Origin of the sequence: Staphylococcus sp. MB377, assembly GCF_001922505.1 — a bacterium.
Taxonomy (GTDB): Bacteria; Bacillota; Bacilli; order Staphylococcales; family Staphylococcaceae; genus Staphylococcus; species Staphylococcus haemolyticus.
Genome location: NZ_MAON01000011.1, coordinates 252,370 through 267,644, shown reverse-complemented (window position 1 = coordinate 267,644; position 15,275 = coordinate 252,370). Strand labels below are relative to the sequence as shown.

Annotated in this window: 15 protein-coding genes and 1 pseudogene; 12 read left to right on the top strand and 4 right to left on the bottom strand. The window is 33.4% G+C overall.

From position 1 onward, the window contains the following. Positions 1 to 89 precede the first annotated feature (89 nt). The 6 genes from BB045_RS03295 to BB045_RS03270 are packed head-to-tail and all read left to right on the top strand — an operon-like array spanning position 90 to position 5,686. Positions 90 to 1,061, top strand: coding sequence for a LacI family DNA-binding transcriptional regulator (locus BB045_RS03295; RefSeq protein WP_070581179.1), 972 nt, complete (start codon positions 90 to 92; stop codon positions 1,059 to 1,061). After that, positions 1,058 to 1,939 carry a ribokinase gene (gene rbsK, locus BB045_RS03290; protein ID WP_033079878.1) on the top strand — a complete coding sequence of 294 codons (882 nt, stop codon included), beginning with the start codon at positions 1,058 to 1,060 and terminating at the stop codon, positions 1,937 to 1,939. The genes BB045_RS03295 and rbsK overlap by 4 nt, the downstream gene beginning before the upstream one ends. Then, positions 1,932 to 2,321, top strand: coding sequence for a D-ribose pyranase (rbsD, locus tag BB045_RS03285; protein WP_053026248.1), 390 nt, complete (start codon positions 1,932 to 1,934; stop codon positions 2,319 to 2,321). The genes rbsK and rbsD overlap by 8 nt, the downstream gene beginning before the upstream one ends. A gap of 12 nt (positions 2,322 to 2,333) precedes the next feature. Then, positions 2,334 to 3,830, top strand: a complete 1,497-nt coding sequence (locus BB045_RS03280; RefSeq protein ID WP_070581178.1) for a sugar ABC transporter ATP-binding protein — start codon at positions 2,334 to 2,336, stop codon at positions 3,828 to 3,830. After that, entirely contained in the window at positions 3,811 to 4,749 is a 939-nt protein-coding gene (locus tag BB045_RS03275) for an ABC transporter permease subunit (protein WP_011274507.1), read from the top strand. The genes BB045_RS03280 and BB045_RS03275 overlap by 20 nt, the downstream gene beginning before the upstream one ends. Positions 4,750 to 4,768: 19 nt before the next feature. Further along, positions 4,769 to 5,686 carry a D-ribose ABC transporter substrate-binding protein gene (locus BB045_RS03270; protein WP_053036252.1) on the top strand — a complete coding sequence of 306 codons (918 nt, stop codon included), beginning with the start codon at positions 4,769 to 4,771 and terminating at the stop codon, positions 5,684 to 5,686. A gap of 53 nt (positions 5,687 to 5,739) precedes the next feature. Here BB045_RS03270 and BB045_RS03265 read toward each other — a convergent pair whose 3' ends face one another. After that, positions 5,740 to 6,588, bottom strand: coding sequence for an oxidoreductase (locus tag BB045_RS03265; protein WP_053036199.1), 849 nt, complete (start codon positions 6,586 to 6,588; stop codon positions 5,740 to 5,742). Positions 6,589 to 6,857: 269 nt separating this feature from the next. Between BB045_RS03265 and panB the strand changes: the two genes are divergently transcribed. The 4 genes from panB to BB045_RS12120 all read left to right on the top strand — a co-directional run bounded on the left by panB (position 6,858) and on the right by BB045_RS12120 (position 9,229). Continuing rightward, on the top strand, positions 6,858 to 7,676 hold the full coding sequence (gene panB / locus BB045_RS03260) for a 3-methyl-2-oxobutanoate hydroxymethyltransferase (protein WP_037550862.1): 819 nt from the start codon (positions 6,858 to 6,860) through the stop codon (positions 7,674 to 7,676). Further along, on the top strand, positions 7,669 to 8,520 hold the full coding sequence (gene panC, locus BB045_RS03255) for a pantoate--beta-alanine ligase (RefSeq protein ID WP_037550861.1): 852 nt from the start codon (positions 7,669 to 7,671) through the stop codon (positions 8,518 to 8,520). Before panB ends, panC begins: the two co-directional genes overlap by 8 nt. 6 nt (positions 8,521 to 8,526) lie before the next feature. Beyond that, positions 8,527 to 8,910 (top strand): aspartate 1-decarboxylase, encoded by a 384-nt coding sequence (gene panD / locus BB045_RS03250; RefSeq protein WP_011274512.1) that lies wholly within the window; start codon positions 8,527 to 8,529, stop codon positions 8,908 to 8,910. 172 nt (positions 8,911 to 9,082) lie between these two features. Beyond that, positions 9,083 to 9,229 carry a hypothetical protein gene (locus BB045_RS12120; protein WP_154392795.1) on the top strand — a complete coding sequence of 49 codons (147 nt, stop codon included), beginning with the start codon at positions 9,083 to 9,085 and terminating at the stop codon, positions 9,227 to 9,229. A gap of 41 nt (positions 9,230 to 9,270) precedes the next feature. On the opposite strand, the pseudogene BB045_RS03245 reads toward BB045_RS12120, so the two are convergent. Continuing rightward, positions 9,271 to 9,944, bottom strand: a pseudogene (locus BB045_RS03245) (IS6 family transposase). A gap of 441 nt (positions 9,945 to 10,385) precedes the next feature. Here BB045_RS03245 and BB045_RS03235 point away from each other — a divergent pair. Together BB045_RS03235 and BB045_RS03230 are read left to right on the top strand one after the other, a co-directional pair. Beyond that, a complete protein-coding gene (locus tag BB045_RS03235) occupies positions 10,386 to 11,252 on the top strand; it encodes a hypothetical protein (RefSeq protein ID WP_070581122.1) in 867 nt (288 codons plus the stop codon). Between the two features lie 137 nt (positions 11,253 to 11,389). After that, positions 11,390 to 11,941, top strand: coding sequence for a DUF805 domain-containing protein (locus BB045_RS03230; protein ID WP_075140464.1), 552 nt, complete (start codon positions 11,390 to 11,392; stop codon positions 11,939 to 11,941). Positions 11,942 to 12,030: 89 nt separating this feature from the next. Here BB045_RS03230 and BB045_RS03225 read toward each other — a convergent pair whose 3' ends face one another. Next, positions 12,031 to 13,212, bottom strand: a complete 1,182-nt coding sequence (locus BB045_RS03225) for a DUF418 domain-containing protein (RefSeq protein ID WP_070581120.1) — start codon at positions 13,210 to 13,212, stop codon at positions 12,031 to 12,033. Positions 13,213 to 13,377: 165 nt separating this feature from the next. After that, complete coding sequence (locus BB045_RS03220) at positions 13,378 to 14,985, bottom strand: MutS-related protein (RefSeq protein WP_070581119.1); 1,608 nt, start codon at positions 14,983 to 14,985, stop codon at positions 13,378 to 13,380. Positions 14,986 to 15,275: the final 290 nt, after the last annotated feature.

The window sequence follows — 15,275 nt, the reverse complement described above, 5'->3', positions numbered from 1 at the left end:
TAATTTATAAATGTTTTATTTAATATTGCATTTAAAAGGAAAAAGTGATAAATTCTTATGTAAGCGGTTACATAAAAAGGAGTGGCAAAGTGAGAACGATTAAAGAAGTGGCTCAACAAGCAAATGTGTCAGTAGCCACAGTCTCAAGAGTGATTAATAAAAGTGGTTATGTGAAAGAAGCAACACGTAAAAGAATTGAACAAGTCATCAAAGAATTAGATTATTATCCTAATGAGACTGCAAGAACTTTATTTACCAAAAAATCAAAAACAATTGGACTGCTTTTACCAGATATGAGTAACCCGTTCTTTACAATTGTTGCTAAAGGTGTAGAGGACACAGCAATTCAAAAAGGGTATCACGTCATGATTGGCAATGGTGAAATGCAAGAACATAAAGAACTAAACTATCTAACCACTTTTAAAGTGAATAATTGTAGTGGCGTCATTACTTCACAGTTATCAACTCAATTTGCCTTTGATCAGTTTAATTCATATCAATTACCCTATGTACTAATTGACCGTGTAACAGATAATCAGCAATGTATAGAAGCGGACCATTATAAAGGTGGGAAACTACAAGCTGAGACAATTATTAAAGGAAATGCACAGCGTGTACTATTGTTGCATCAAGACTTGAATTATCGCTCTTTTGAAGAACGATTTAATGGTGCAAGGACTACTCTAAAGAATCATGACATTCAATTATGGATTGAGAATGAGCATGACATCACAATTGATAAACTGAAAGCATATGTTAACCATAACCATATCGATAGTGTGATATGTAGTAACGACGTAACTGCGCTTAAAATCATGAAATGGTTACATGATTTACACTTTCATATTCCAGATGATGTACAAGTCATTGGATATGATGATATTCCATTAGCCAAGTTATTTTATCCAAGTCTGACAACGATAGAACAACCTGCGTATGAAATAGGGAAACAAGCAGCATTAGGTTTGATTAATCAATTAGAACACAATGACATAACGACGAAAGTCGTATTAGATGTTGATGTCATTCATAGAGAATCTACAAGGAGGAAGAAAAAATGACAAGTATATATGTAGTTGGAAGCTTATCTATTGATTTAGTAGTTTCTACAAATAAAGTACCAAGTAAAGGTGAAACCGTTCTAGGTGAGTCATTCTTTACGACACCTGGTGGAAAAGGGGCAAACCAAGCAGTAGCAGCTGCAAGACTCGGTGATGATGTTTATATGGTAGGACGCATCGGTGATGATGATTTCGGGAATCAAATTTTTACAAACTTAGAAGACAATCATGTTTTAACGGCATTTCTGAAACCCGTTACACATTCTGCATCTGGTACGGCACATATCACTTTATCTGACAATGATAATAGTATCATCGTTGTACCTTCAGCTAATAACTATGTTACGTCAGATTACGCGTTGGAAGCTTTAAGTCAAGCTCAAGCAGGTGACATTGTTTTAATTCAACAAGAAATTCCCGCTGAAACAGTAAGAGATGTCGTATTGTATTGCGATGAACACGATATGATATCAATTCTTAACCCAGCACCATTCCGAGAAGTAGAGGCAGATGTTATTGATAAAGCGACGTACATTACACCTAATGAAACAGAAAGCAATGCGATGTTCCAGACTGATATTGATAAAGCATTAGAGCGTTACCCTAACAAGTTAATAATTACATTAGGAGATAAAGGTGCTATGTATCATAACGGCACTGAAAAGGTTCAAATTGATGGATTTAAGCGAGAAGTTAAAGATACAACAGGTGCTGGGGATACATTCAATGGGGCTTTCGCAGTAGGATTACAAAGAGGATATTCAATTGCACAAGCACTTAAACTTGCGAATTTAGCAGCAAGTCATTCAGTAACAGGTATGGGCGCTCAAGGTGGCATGCCAACCTTTTCAGAAATTGCAGGTGAATTAGATGTATAAAACAGGCATATTAAACAGCGACATTTCAAAAGTACTCAGTGATTTAGGACATACAGATCAAATTGTAATAGCTGATTGTGGGTTACCCGTTCCTAAAGACGTTAAGAAGATTGACCTTGCTTTAACATTGGGACAGCCAAGTTTTCTAGAAGTTTATGAAGTACTTAAGCAACATATGGAAATTGAACACGTAACGATAGCTGAAGAAATGGAAGTAGACAATGCACCTATCTTTGAACAAGTGACAAAGGACTTTTCAGAAATAGAACAAGTTAATCACGAAACATTTAAAGAATTAACTAAAAACGCTAAAACAATTATTCGTACAGGGGAAGCAACGCCATATGCAAACATCATACTTCAAAGTGGTGTCATATTTTAAGGGGTGAAATTAATGATTCAAATGACTAATATCCATAAAGCCTTCGGGGACAACGAGGTTCTAAAGGGTGTTGATTTTACTCTAAAGCTAGGTACAGTGCATGCACTAATGGGAGAAAACGGGGCTGGTAAATCAACACTCATGAAAATTCTAGTTGGGATTCATAAAAAAGATCAAGGTGTTATCACTAATTCTGATATTGAGATCGACTATAACAATCCTAAAGAAGCGGAAGAAAAAGGATTAACATTTATTCACCAAGAATTGAATTTATATCCAGAATTAACAGTGCTTGATAATTTATTCGTTGGAAAAGAAATCAGAAACAAAATAGGAATACTAAATAAAAAAGAAATGAAGCAACAAGCTGAGCAAGTGTTTAAAGAATTAGATTTCTACATTCCATTAAACAAAGTGGTCAAAGATTGCTCAATTGGTGAGCAACAAATGATAGAAATAGCTAAAGCGATGATGACTAAAGCACAAATCATTATTATGGATGAACCAACAGCAACATTAACAGATAAAGAAATACGTCGATTGTTCGACATGATTCATAATTTAAAAGCTAAAGGTGTGGCCTTTGTATACATTTCACATAGAATGGCTGAAATTTTTGAGATTTCGGATGAAATAACGGTGATGCGTGATGGTGTCTCTGTTATGTATGATGAAACGGCAAATCTAACATACAACCAAATTGTTAAAGCAATGGTTGGACGTGAACTAGATGAACAGTTTCCACATAGAACGTATGAACCACAAGATGTTGTTTTAAACGTAAAACGTCTCAATAATCCGCTACATCATATTGAGAATCAATCATTTTATCTTAAAGAAGGTGAAATATTGGGTGTGAGTGGTCTAATGGGGGCAGGTCGTACTGAGATGATGAGAAGTTTGTTCGGTGTCGATAAAGCAGATAATGAAATTGAAATTAAAGGACAAACAGTATCTATAACGTCTCCAATCGAAGCGATGAAACATGGACTTGCTTTTATAACTGAGAATCGTAAAGAAGAAGGGTTAATCTTAGACTTCTCCATTAAAGACAATATGGTGTTACCTTCATTATTTAGCTTTTCAAAACATGGCATCGTAGACGATAAAAGTTCTGAGCAATTTGTTGATACGATGCGTAAAAGACTCAATATTAAATCTCCAGGTAGACTGCCGGCCGGCTCATTATCAGGTGGTAATCAACAAAAGGTCGTATTAGCAAAGTGGATTGGTACCGGCGCGCAAATCATTATTTTAGATGAGCCTACACGAGGTATTGATGTCGGAGCAAAAAGAGAAATTTATCAACTTATGAATGAACTCACGAATCGTGGTGTGTCTATTATTATGGTCTCATCTGAATTGCCTGAAGTCATTGGTATGAGTGATAGAGTGATGGTCGTTCATGAAGGTAATATCAAAGGGGATCTTACAGGAAATGAAATTACAGAAGAAAATATTATGACTTTAGCTACAGGGGGAACTTTAAATGAAACAGTTAACAGCTAAAACATCGTTCATGGAAAAGATTATTCCATTTATTGGTTTGATTTTATTAATTATTGTAGTGAGTATTTTAAACCCATCATTTTTAGATTTATCTAATTTACTCAATTTATTAAGACAAATTTCTATCAATGGTCTGATTGCCTTTGGTATGACATTCATTATCTTAACTGGCGGTATAGACTTATCAGTTGGTTCAATTCTTGCATTGTCATCGGCGTTTATTGCATTAATGATTACGAGTGGTGTTGACCCAATAATTGCATTAATTATTGGCGTACTGATTGGTTTTGTTTTAGGTGCAGTAAATGGTTTATTAGTTACTAAAGGAAATATGGCGCCATTTATTGCAACACTTGCGACGATGACGATTTTCCGTGGATTAACATTAGTTATTACTGACGGAAATCCAATAACAAATTTAGGGGATAGTTATTTATTCCAATTATTTGGTAAAGGCTACTTTATCGGTATTCCAGTACCAGCAGTAACAATGATTATCGTGTTTGTGATTTTGCTTATTATTCTTCAAAAAACAACATTTGGACGTCATACATATGCGATTGGTGGAAATGAAGTAGCTGCTAAAATTTCAGGTATCAAAGTTAATAAAATTAAAATTTTAATTTATGGAATTTCAGGGCTAATGTCAGCGTTAGCTGGAGGCATATTAACATCACGTTTAAATTCTGCACAACCAACAGCAGGTACTTCTTATGAGTTAGATGCCATTGCTGCCGTAGTACTTGGTGGTACGTCATTAACAGGTGGTAAAGGACGAATTGTTGGAACATTAATAGGTGTACTTATTATAGGTGTTTTAAATAATGGATTAAATTTACTTGGTGTTTCTTCATTCTACCAACAAGTCGTTAAAGGTGTAGTTATTTTAATTGCGGTATTAATTGATCGTAAAAAATAAGAGAAAGCAGGATAACAATATGAAAAAATTATTAGTCATTACATTAGCACTTGTCCTATTTTTAGCAGCATGTTCCTTAGAATCACCATTGAAGAATGATAAAAATGGTAAAACAAACAAGAAAAAATCAGAAATTACAATAGGCGTAAGTATTTCAACTTTAAATAATCCATTCTTCGTTAAAATTAAAAATGGAATTGAAAAAGATGCTAAAGCACAAGGTATGAAAGTTAAAGTTGTAGATGCTCGGGATGATTCAGCTAAACAAACGAATGACATTGAAGATTTAATTCAACAACAAGTTGATTACTTAATTGTTAACCCAACAGATTCAAGTGCGATTTCAAGTGCTGTGGAGTCAGCGAACAATGAGGGTATTCCAGTAATCACGTTAGATAGATCTGTAGATAAAGGCGAAGTTGCGTCATTTATTGCATCAGATAACGTTGAAGGCGGTAAAATGGCTGGCAACTACTTAGTTGATAAAGTAGGTAAAAATGCAAAAGTTGGAGAACTTGAAGGAGTTCCAGGTGCAAGTGCAACAAGAGAAAGAGGTAAAGGGTTCCATGAAATTGCAGATAAACAGTTAAAAGTAATTGCTAAACAAAGTGCTAAGTTTGATAGAGCAGAAGGTTTAAACGTAACGCAAAATATGTTAGAAGCACATCCTGACATTAAAGCTATCTTTGCTCAAAATGATGAAATGGCACTTGGTGCAATCGAAGCAATTGGGGATAAGGATATTCAAGTCATTGGATTTGATGGCAACGAAGATGCAATGAAATCAATAAAAAATGGCAAACTAGATGCGACAATAGCTCAACAACCTGAACTTATGGGTAAAGAAGCAATTAAAGTGGTCAATGGACTAATGAAAGGCGACTCTGTAGATAAACAAATCAAAGTGCCATTAAAATTGAAACAAAGTAAGAACTAAATATGTTTGAAATAAAAAAGATTCTGAGACGGTAAGTCATCTCAGAATCTTTTTTAATTAATAAGTGATTGATGAGAACGTAACAATGCATAAACTGTATCTAGATGTGGTGTGTTCACGTTATGAGATTTTGCCTGTTTAAAGATAAAACCTTGTATTGCTTCGACTTCTAATGGCTGATGATTGATTATATCGTAATACATACTTGTTCCCATATGATCAGGATAGCCAGCATAAATTTGTATAATGTCATCGACGATTGTATTTGGAAACTGTATACCTGATGCTTCGGCTACTTGGTGTCCTTCTTTTAATAGTTGACGACATAGATGTTTGACTTCGTTAATTTTTAAGATTTGAGCAGTATTGTGACCAAGTGCAGTTATAGAATTAATACCTAAATTCACTAATAATTTATACCAAATTTTTTCTTCAATATTGTCTTCTAAAACCATTTCAATTTTGGTTGTATCGAATAATGCTTTTAAATGCGTTGTAGTATCATCTTTCTGCAAATGTAAACGATAATCTCGAAAATGAACGACTTCGTTTCCGGATTTTTGGCCACTTATATATACGACTGCCTGATATTTGTATTTGAAAGGAAGTTGCGGCAATAAGCCATAACCATTTTGAGCTAAAATAAAGCACGTTTCATTATGTGCGAAGTGATGTAATTTTGGAATTAGTGAATTAAGTTGGTGCGTTTTAACCGCAATGATAATAACATCAAATTGCGTATTTATGTCATCAATACTATGGACTTTGATAGTTTCATTTACAGGTTGGAGGGTCATTATCTTATTAGCACGACCGATTAATGTAACGTTTGGCAGTGATTGCTGCAGTTCATAAGCAATCGTCGTACCAACCGCACCAGGTCCAATAACAGCAATTTTCATTTTAAACCTTCCTTTCTGATTAGAATTAAACATATATGTATAGAAGTATTTGTGCACTATAAATATAATCATATAGTATAATCATTTTACTTTTCTATGTAAATTAATCTTTTAATTAAAAAGATGGATAAGCAAAGATAAATATTAGAACAGAAAATGATATGATTTTATATAGAAGTTGATATATAATATTGAGTTGAAATAATGGGATAGCAACTTATAAAGTTTTGTTTAAAAATGTGGACATAAATAATAGGAGTTAATTTAAAATGAAAAATTTAGCAAAATTAGTTGAAATGAAACAAGACAAAACAAAAATTTCGATGATTACAGCATATGACTTTCCAAGTGCCAAACAAGCACAGGATGCAAATATAGATATGATTTTAGTTGGTGATTCACTTGGAATGACGGTACTAGGTTATGAAACAACAACACAAGTGACATTAGAAGACATGATCCATCACGGCAAAGCTGTACGTAGAGGTGCTGATGATACTTTTGTAGTAGTGGACTTACCAATTGGCGCAGTTGGTGTAAGTGATGAACATGATTTAAAAAATGCGATAACACTTTATCAGGAAACAAATGCCAATGCGTTAAAAGCAGAAGGTGCACATTTAGTTAATTTCATTAAGAAATCAACACAAATTGGAATACCAATCGTAGCGCATTTAGGATTAATGCCACAAAGCGTTGGTGTTATGGGATATCGATTACAAGGTAGCACGAAAGATGCGGCTAAACAGTTAATTCAAGAGGCACATGCAGTTCAAGAAGCAGGCGCAGTTGCTTTAGTATTAGAAGCAATTCCAAGTGACTTGGCTGGTTTAATTAGTGAGCAATTAGATATACCCGTTATTGGTATTGGAGCAGGAAAAGACACAGACGGTCAAGTATTGGTTTATCACGATATGTTAAATTATGGCGTTGATCGCTATGCTAAATTTGTAAAACAATTTGGCGATTTTTCAGTAGGAATTGATGCCATCAAACATTATGATGAAGAAGTTAAGGCAGGCACTTTTCCAGCTGAAGCCCACACATATAAGAAAAAGATATTGAATGAGGTAAACAACAATGACTAAAGTGATTCAAACTGTATCTGAGATGCAACAAATTACACAGGAATTGAAGCGTACAGGTAAAACGATTGGCTTTGTTCCAACGATGGGAGCCTTACATGAAGGTCATTTGAGTATGATGCGTCGCTCAGTTGAAGAGAATGATATTACTGTAATTAGTGTATTTGTAAACCCTCTACAATTTGGTCCAAACGAGGATTTCGATGCCTATCCACGTCAAATTGATCAAGATGTAGCCTTAGTTGAAGCAATTAATGTTGATTATGTATTCCATCCAGCAGTAGAAGAAATGTACCCAAACAAGCTAAGTGTCACGTTAAAGGTAGGACGTCTAGCGGAAGTCTTAGAAGGTGCACAACGTCCAGGTCATTTCGATGGTGTAGTTACGGTCGTAAACAAGTTATTTAATATTATGAGTCCTAATAAAGCATACTTTGGTAAGAAAGATGCACAACAGCTCGCAATTGTTGAAAAAATGGTAGAAGATTTTAATCATCCAATTGAAATTGTAGGTATTGATATTGTACGTGAAGCGGATGGACTTGCACGTAGTTCGCGAAATGTATACTTAACTGACGACGAGAGACAAGAAGCTGTTCACTTGAGTAAAAGTTTAGAAATAGCTCAAACATTGTATAAACAAGGAGAACGACGCAGCCATATTATTGTTGGTGAGATTAAGACATATTTATCGGAATATACAAGTGGTCACATTGATGAAGTTGCAATTTATAGTTACCCTGATTTAGAAGTTGCGACAGAAATACAAGGACAAATTTTTATATCTTTAGCTGTTAAGTTTTCGAAAGCACGATTGATAGATAATATAATTTTAGGAAGTGAATAGTAAGTTATGATTAGAACGATGATGAACGGTAAGATTCATAGAGCACGTGTGACTGAATCAAATTTAAATTATGTCGGAAGTATTACAATTGATGCCGATATCTTAGACGCAGTCGACATTTTACCTAATGAAAAGGTAGCCATCGTAAATAACAATAATGGTGCCCGCTTTGAAACATATGTTATTGCTGGTGAACGAGGTAGTGGCAAGATTTGTCTTAATGGTGCAGCATCTCGATTAGTTGAAGTTGACGATGTGGTGATTATTATGACCTATGTTCAATTAGATGAACGTGAATTAGTTGACCATGCGCCTAAAGTGGCTGTTATGAATGAAAAGAATGAAATTATTCAAATGATTCATGAAAAAGAAGGAACAATAATCAAATAAATAAGTGTAACAGCAGTCTAAATAACAAAATTGATTTGATCCGGTAGCTTAAAAGCTATCGGATTTTTGTGTGGGCTGTGTATCAGAGTGCTATAAACATCACCTAAAATTATAACATTTGTATAGTATAATAATATTATATAAAAGTGTTATAAGATTAGAGGAATCGCTAATGAAAAAATTTCTATCACTTAGCATCACATTTATGTTAGTGTTAACATCCCGCAGTACACATGAACAATCTAAAGAAAATAAAGCGGAATCTCACACGAAACAAACGGATACTAAGACAACAAAAGAGGTTCTGTTGCAAAGTTAGAAAAATATAGCTAATTACCATTTTATCATGTCGTTGTTTCCTTAACTGGCTAACATATGCCTAATTTCGTGGCATGGCGAAAATCCGTAAATCTGAAGAGACCTGCGGTTCTTTTTATATAGAGCGTAAATACATTCAATACCTTTTAAAGTATTCTTTCCCGTATTGATACTTTGATATCTTGTCTTTCTTACTTTAATATGACGGTGATCTTGCTCAATGAGATTATTCAGATGTTTCGATGTACAATGACAGTCAGGTTTAAGTTTAAAAGCTTTAATGACTTTAGCCATTGCGACCTTCGTTGAAGGTGCCTGATCTGTAATTACCTTTTGAGGTTTACCAAATTCTTTAATGAGACGTTTGATAAATACATATGCTGAATGATTATCTCGTTGCTTACGCAATCAAATATCTAATGTATGCCCCTCTGCATCAATGGCACGATATAAATAGTCCATTTTCCTTTTATTTTGATGTACGTCTCATCAATACGCCATTTGTAATAAGCTTTTTTATGCTTTTTCTTCCAAATTTGATATAAAATCGGGGCATATTCTTGAACCCAACGGTAGACCGTTGAATGATGAACGTTTACACCACGTTCCCTTAATATTTCAGATATATCACGATAACTCAATGCATATCTTAGATAGTAGCCAACGGCTACAGTGATAACATCCTTGTTAAATTGTTTATATCTGAAATAGTTCATACAAAAGACTACTTTTTATTAAAATTATACTATAAATTCAACTTTGCAACAGAACCTAAAAAACAATATAAACCACCTATCGTATTATGTGGGGGTCTATTTTCTAATCTTGAGTTTAAAGATAATGTTATTATTAAGTTGAAGAAGACATATCCAAGTAATGAAATTATAATACCTAAATTTCCGCCCGTAATTGGAGCTTATGTATTGTCTTTAATAGAAAATAATCAGAATAAATTTACTCGAACGATTCAACAAGCTGTTGAAAATAGTTGGAACGACATTAATAAATTATATTAAAAAGAGTGCTCCAAAAATTATAATGGAGCACTTTTTTTGCAAGAAATACTTTCAAATAAGTATTTACAAAGTACACTTTTATAAATAAAATATATTATAATTAATTGATCTTAAAAATGCAAATGATATGAGGAGACATAGATGAAGAAACTATTATTTATGTGTGGGGTGTTTTTACTTTTACTTGCAGCTTGTGGTCCTAATGATGGTTCCAAAGAAGATAGCGCTAAAACGAAATCTAACGCGGAACAAACAAAATCTAAGAAGTCTAAAAAAGACCAAAAGCTGGAAAAGGAAGTAGCAAAGCTTTCTGAAAAACAAAAATTAGCACTTGCCTTCTGTGTGGAGGATGTTGACCGATATACATTGACTAAGAATGAAATTCTAACTGGAATTTATGAATACAAACTTGCGACTGGAAATAAAAACTTTAAACTAGTTGATTTCAAACTTGTGAAGTACGATGATGGCATCAAAAATGCTCCAAAAGGTATGAATTTCTATAATGTATCACCTAATAAAGGGAACTTTGAAGCATTAATCGGAGTTAGTAATGATAAAATCTTTATCGGACGTATGCAATCTGGTTCATTAGATTACAAAGATTTATTAGGAAAAGGTAAAGAAGTAAAATTAATTGATGTCTATAAAGCGAATAAAGACAACAAAGCTTTACCAGAATTAACTGATAAGATAAATATTGTAGATAATTTATCTAAAAAAGATAAAGAAAATAACAATCCATTATCTGCAGAATACTTAGAGAAATCAGGAACAGTTAATACACATTTCCGTAACCAAGTGTATCAAATGATTTCAGATTTCGAAGGTATTGCAGTAGGTAAGACAAACTATTTATGGGACGATGTTAAAATGGTTGGTCATAGTGGGGATTGGATTGTGAATTATCGAAATAAAGATGGCGAAATTTTAGGTACATATAAAACTAAAAATAATAAAATTATTAAGTTAGATGCTAACGGTAAAGTTATAAAGCAAGAAAATTAATAAGCTTACACTAAAGTTCTTAGGTTAATTGAATTAGCTTGAGAACTTTTTATATAGGGTTTTATAATTATGCCAGTATGATACGATAAATATAAGGGGAAGACGGAAATTAAAATCATACAAAGGAGTTTATGCTTATGAATCCAAAAGTAGGTTTTGGCGAAGCATTTAAGTTGTTTTGGAAAAATTATTTTAATTTCAAAGGTCGCTCAAGACGAAGTGAATACTGGTTTATGCAATTATGGCATTTAATATTTTATGGACCCGCTCTGATTCTTTATATTGTGTCATTAATCATGATTATGCTCTCAGCAGGGTTTCAATCTGAAGCTTTATCCATTGTAAGCGTAGTTATGTTAGTTATCACAATCATTTATATAGTTTTATACGCAATTATTACATTCATTCCTAATTTAGCAATGACAGTCAGACGTTTCCATGATACGAATCGTACGATGTTTATTCCTATTTTATCAGTTGTATTAGGTGTGATATCTTTTATTGTCCAATTGATTTGGAATATTAGTGACCCTAATGGTGAAAATGGTTGGGCATTGCTATTTATTCTCCTATTTGCTCTAGTACAATTTGCTATTTCAATTTATCAGTTAGTAATCACATGCTTAAATAGTAAATTTAATAAAAATAAATATGGAGAAAGCCCTAAATTCAAAGGACATTATGAATAATTCAATGTTCTAATTCAATATGCTTATTAACATAAATTAAGGTTCAACGTGCAGTTAATGATTAACCACGTTGAACCTTTTTAGTATGTCTATTTACGTTTGCCTACATGCCATTTCCAATATGTGAACATGCGTAGAAGATATTCTAATGGACCATATCGGAAGTGTCTTTGATGCAATGTTGCTAATAGCACTAAAACAATATAGATAAATACGAATAAAATGCTTGTGTAAATGAGTATATCTTTGCCAAATAATCCTAGACCGTAACTATAGAAGATGAGTGTACCAATGATACTTTGTGTAATGTAAACGGTAAGAGATATTTTGCCGGCATTTTCCAAACCTTTAAAAATTGGATGTTTCTCATAGTGTTGATATAAATATTTAAACAAACTCATGTAACCTAAAGATAAAACAGGTCCAAATATAGCTACAAGCGTTCCTGAAATTTTGTCGTTGCCTAACCAAAGTAGGGTTGATTTGGCAATAATAGATACTGGAATAAGGCATATAAATAGTTTCGACGACCAAAAGTGCCTTGCATCTTTCTCGAACCAACCACATCTAGAAAGAAAGATTCCTAAAGTGAATAATGGTATTTCAAAAAGTATAGCTATCAAGAAGATAGCACCTTTATTATCACCTAATTGATCTTCTAACTCCGCAAATTTAGGAGGTGTCGCTATATCATCTACGTGATGGATATCGTTATAACTACCTTCTGTATAAATCTTTTGCACTTTATGAATATATGAAGCTGAATCATATTTGTCAGATGATGTAGACGCTTTTGAATCATCAAACATAGACCAAATACTCATCACGAGCATGAGAGAAATAATTACAATATTAAACCATTTGAAAGCTTTGGTACTTAGTGAAATAAAAGGTATTACACATAACATAGCTAAACTATAAGCCAATAATATATCGCCTTCCCATATGTAACTTGCATGGATAAAGCCTAATATAAGTAAGAAAATGGCACGACGTAATAATTTTAATCTAGGCCGTGGCAGTCCTTTTAATTTCATAGACTGATAAAGTTTATCCATCGAAAAGCCAAACAGTATTGCAAAAATAGGTAAAAAACTTTCTTCAACAAGTATGATGATAAGGTTGAATATTCCTTGGTTTACAGGGTTTAAATGGAAATGTTCGATGTAGTCTTTGCCAGATAAACTAAATTGAAATATAAGTAGATTAGCAAGAAATATACCTAATAAGCTGAACCCTCTTAAACTATCAGCAATTGTAATTCGTTTCATAATGTCACCTCAATACTCACAGTAAACAATAATGATAAAATCTAGCATAATTTCGTCTTAAATCTACCTTAAATCATCAACTAAACTATAAAGAAGAGGGGTGACAAAATCACAATTTGATCTCATCATCTAACTTATATTGATAATGTTTTACATAAAACAATGTTAATCCAAATCTTTAACCTGATCCTTAGCTCTATTGTAGATTTTGTTAGGGAAGTTAGTAATTCGCAACAATTCAATTGCATTTCTCGTATTCGCTTTACCTTTTTTAATCTTGTAATCAAAGTGGATTTCATCGTTTTCAATCGTTTCATTAAAGTGATAGTTTTGATAATTGTCCTTTAATAATTCTGAAAGTTCGATATCATGTGTCGCTGCTACAATTCTGTACTCTGGTTGATGATTCAAATATGATAATACAGATTCTGATGCTGCAATACGTTCAGTTGTATTCGTGCCTTTAAAGATTTCATCGATGAAACAGTACACTGGCATATGTGTCTCTATATCGAAAAGACGACGAATAGATTTCAACTCAGCCATGAAGTAACTATCGCCCGACAGAACATCATCGGCATTAGCCATTGACGTATAAACTAAGCCGGGACGATAGCTAAACGCATCCGCCGTCGCAGTTTCTATCGTTTGTGCAAGAATAAGGTTAATTGCTACAGCTTTCATAAATGTTGATTTTCCTGATGCATTCGACCCCGTTAGTAGAATATTGTGGTTAATGTCGAGGTCGTTTGGGACTGCATTTTCCAGTAAAGGATGAATCAAATTAGTGAATGTTAATGTTTGCTCATTTGAAAAGGCAGTCGGCTCACAATAAGTGTCTAATGTGCATCGATACATGGCTAATGAATAGTGATTATCTAAGGTGCTTACATAGTCATAGCAGGCCATTACCTCGTCTTGATATCGATAATACGTATGCTGGATGATATGAAAAAGGAAATAATCTACCATGAATGCCATCTTGAGTAACATGATAAATGCGCCGCCGATATCTTGATCGCCCACTTTACCTAGTAGACCACTAAATAAACGTGCCCCTTTAAAGTGACTAAAGTTCGTATTAACTTCTGGTGTGCCTTTAATTTGGTCGAGATGATAACCTTCCTTAAGGACTTTCGCTGTATAGAATAATGACTTTAAATCTTGATCATAAGTACGTTTCAGGGTACCGGATAATACAATATTTAGTAGAATCGAAAATAAAGTTATAAGTACTCCAGTTGATGGAGAAATGAAACAAATAATGAGTCCAATAAATGGTAGAAATGGACAAATCATAAATAAATTATTTCGCTTTATTGCTTTAAGTTGATCAGGGAAGATAGGGTACACCACTTTACCAATAGAAGCGAGATGATAAGATACATTGACCCTAAATGTTTCATCATTATTAAATTGGTCTAATAGTTGTTTGTTATTAACCTTAAACATATTGCGTAATGTGGCAAACCAACGCATTTCTCCAATAGCTGTGAAGTTAAAGTTACTACGATGGAAGATTTCTTCCATATTTAAATCTGACCATGTTTTATCATCGATGAGGTTGTTATGTTGGTCACGTTTGAGTTTGAATTGATAATCGAAGCGGGAATTTGGGCGTATGAAGTTCTCAATAGACTTCTTATTACGCCAAAGTGTATGTATGTGGTTGATCAATTTCCTCTTGTCTATTATTGTCACAACAACATTTACAATCAAGCCTAATATGATAATACCGATTACCAATAATGCATAGGTCTGATAAATATTCATAACTAAACTCCTTATAAAAGTTAAATCATCTACACAATTATTTCATAATTTTATGCAATTAACAAAAGTAGATAAGATAAAAAATTTCAATTCATACATTAGAGGTTTATACACATCGAAATGATTAAATTTTTAATTGCTTCATATTGGTTTCTTAGTGTACATCAGTTATGCTTATAGAGAAATGTAAAAACACAATTGGGTTGGTAGTCCCAATGCAAATGTAATCATTTGTCAGTAACCTTCCTCCTCAGGTCGTCCCTCATTTCAAGTTATATATAGAGGAGGGA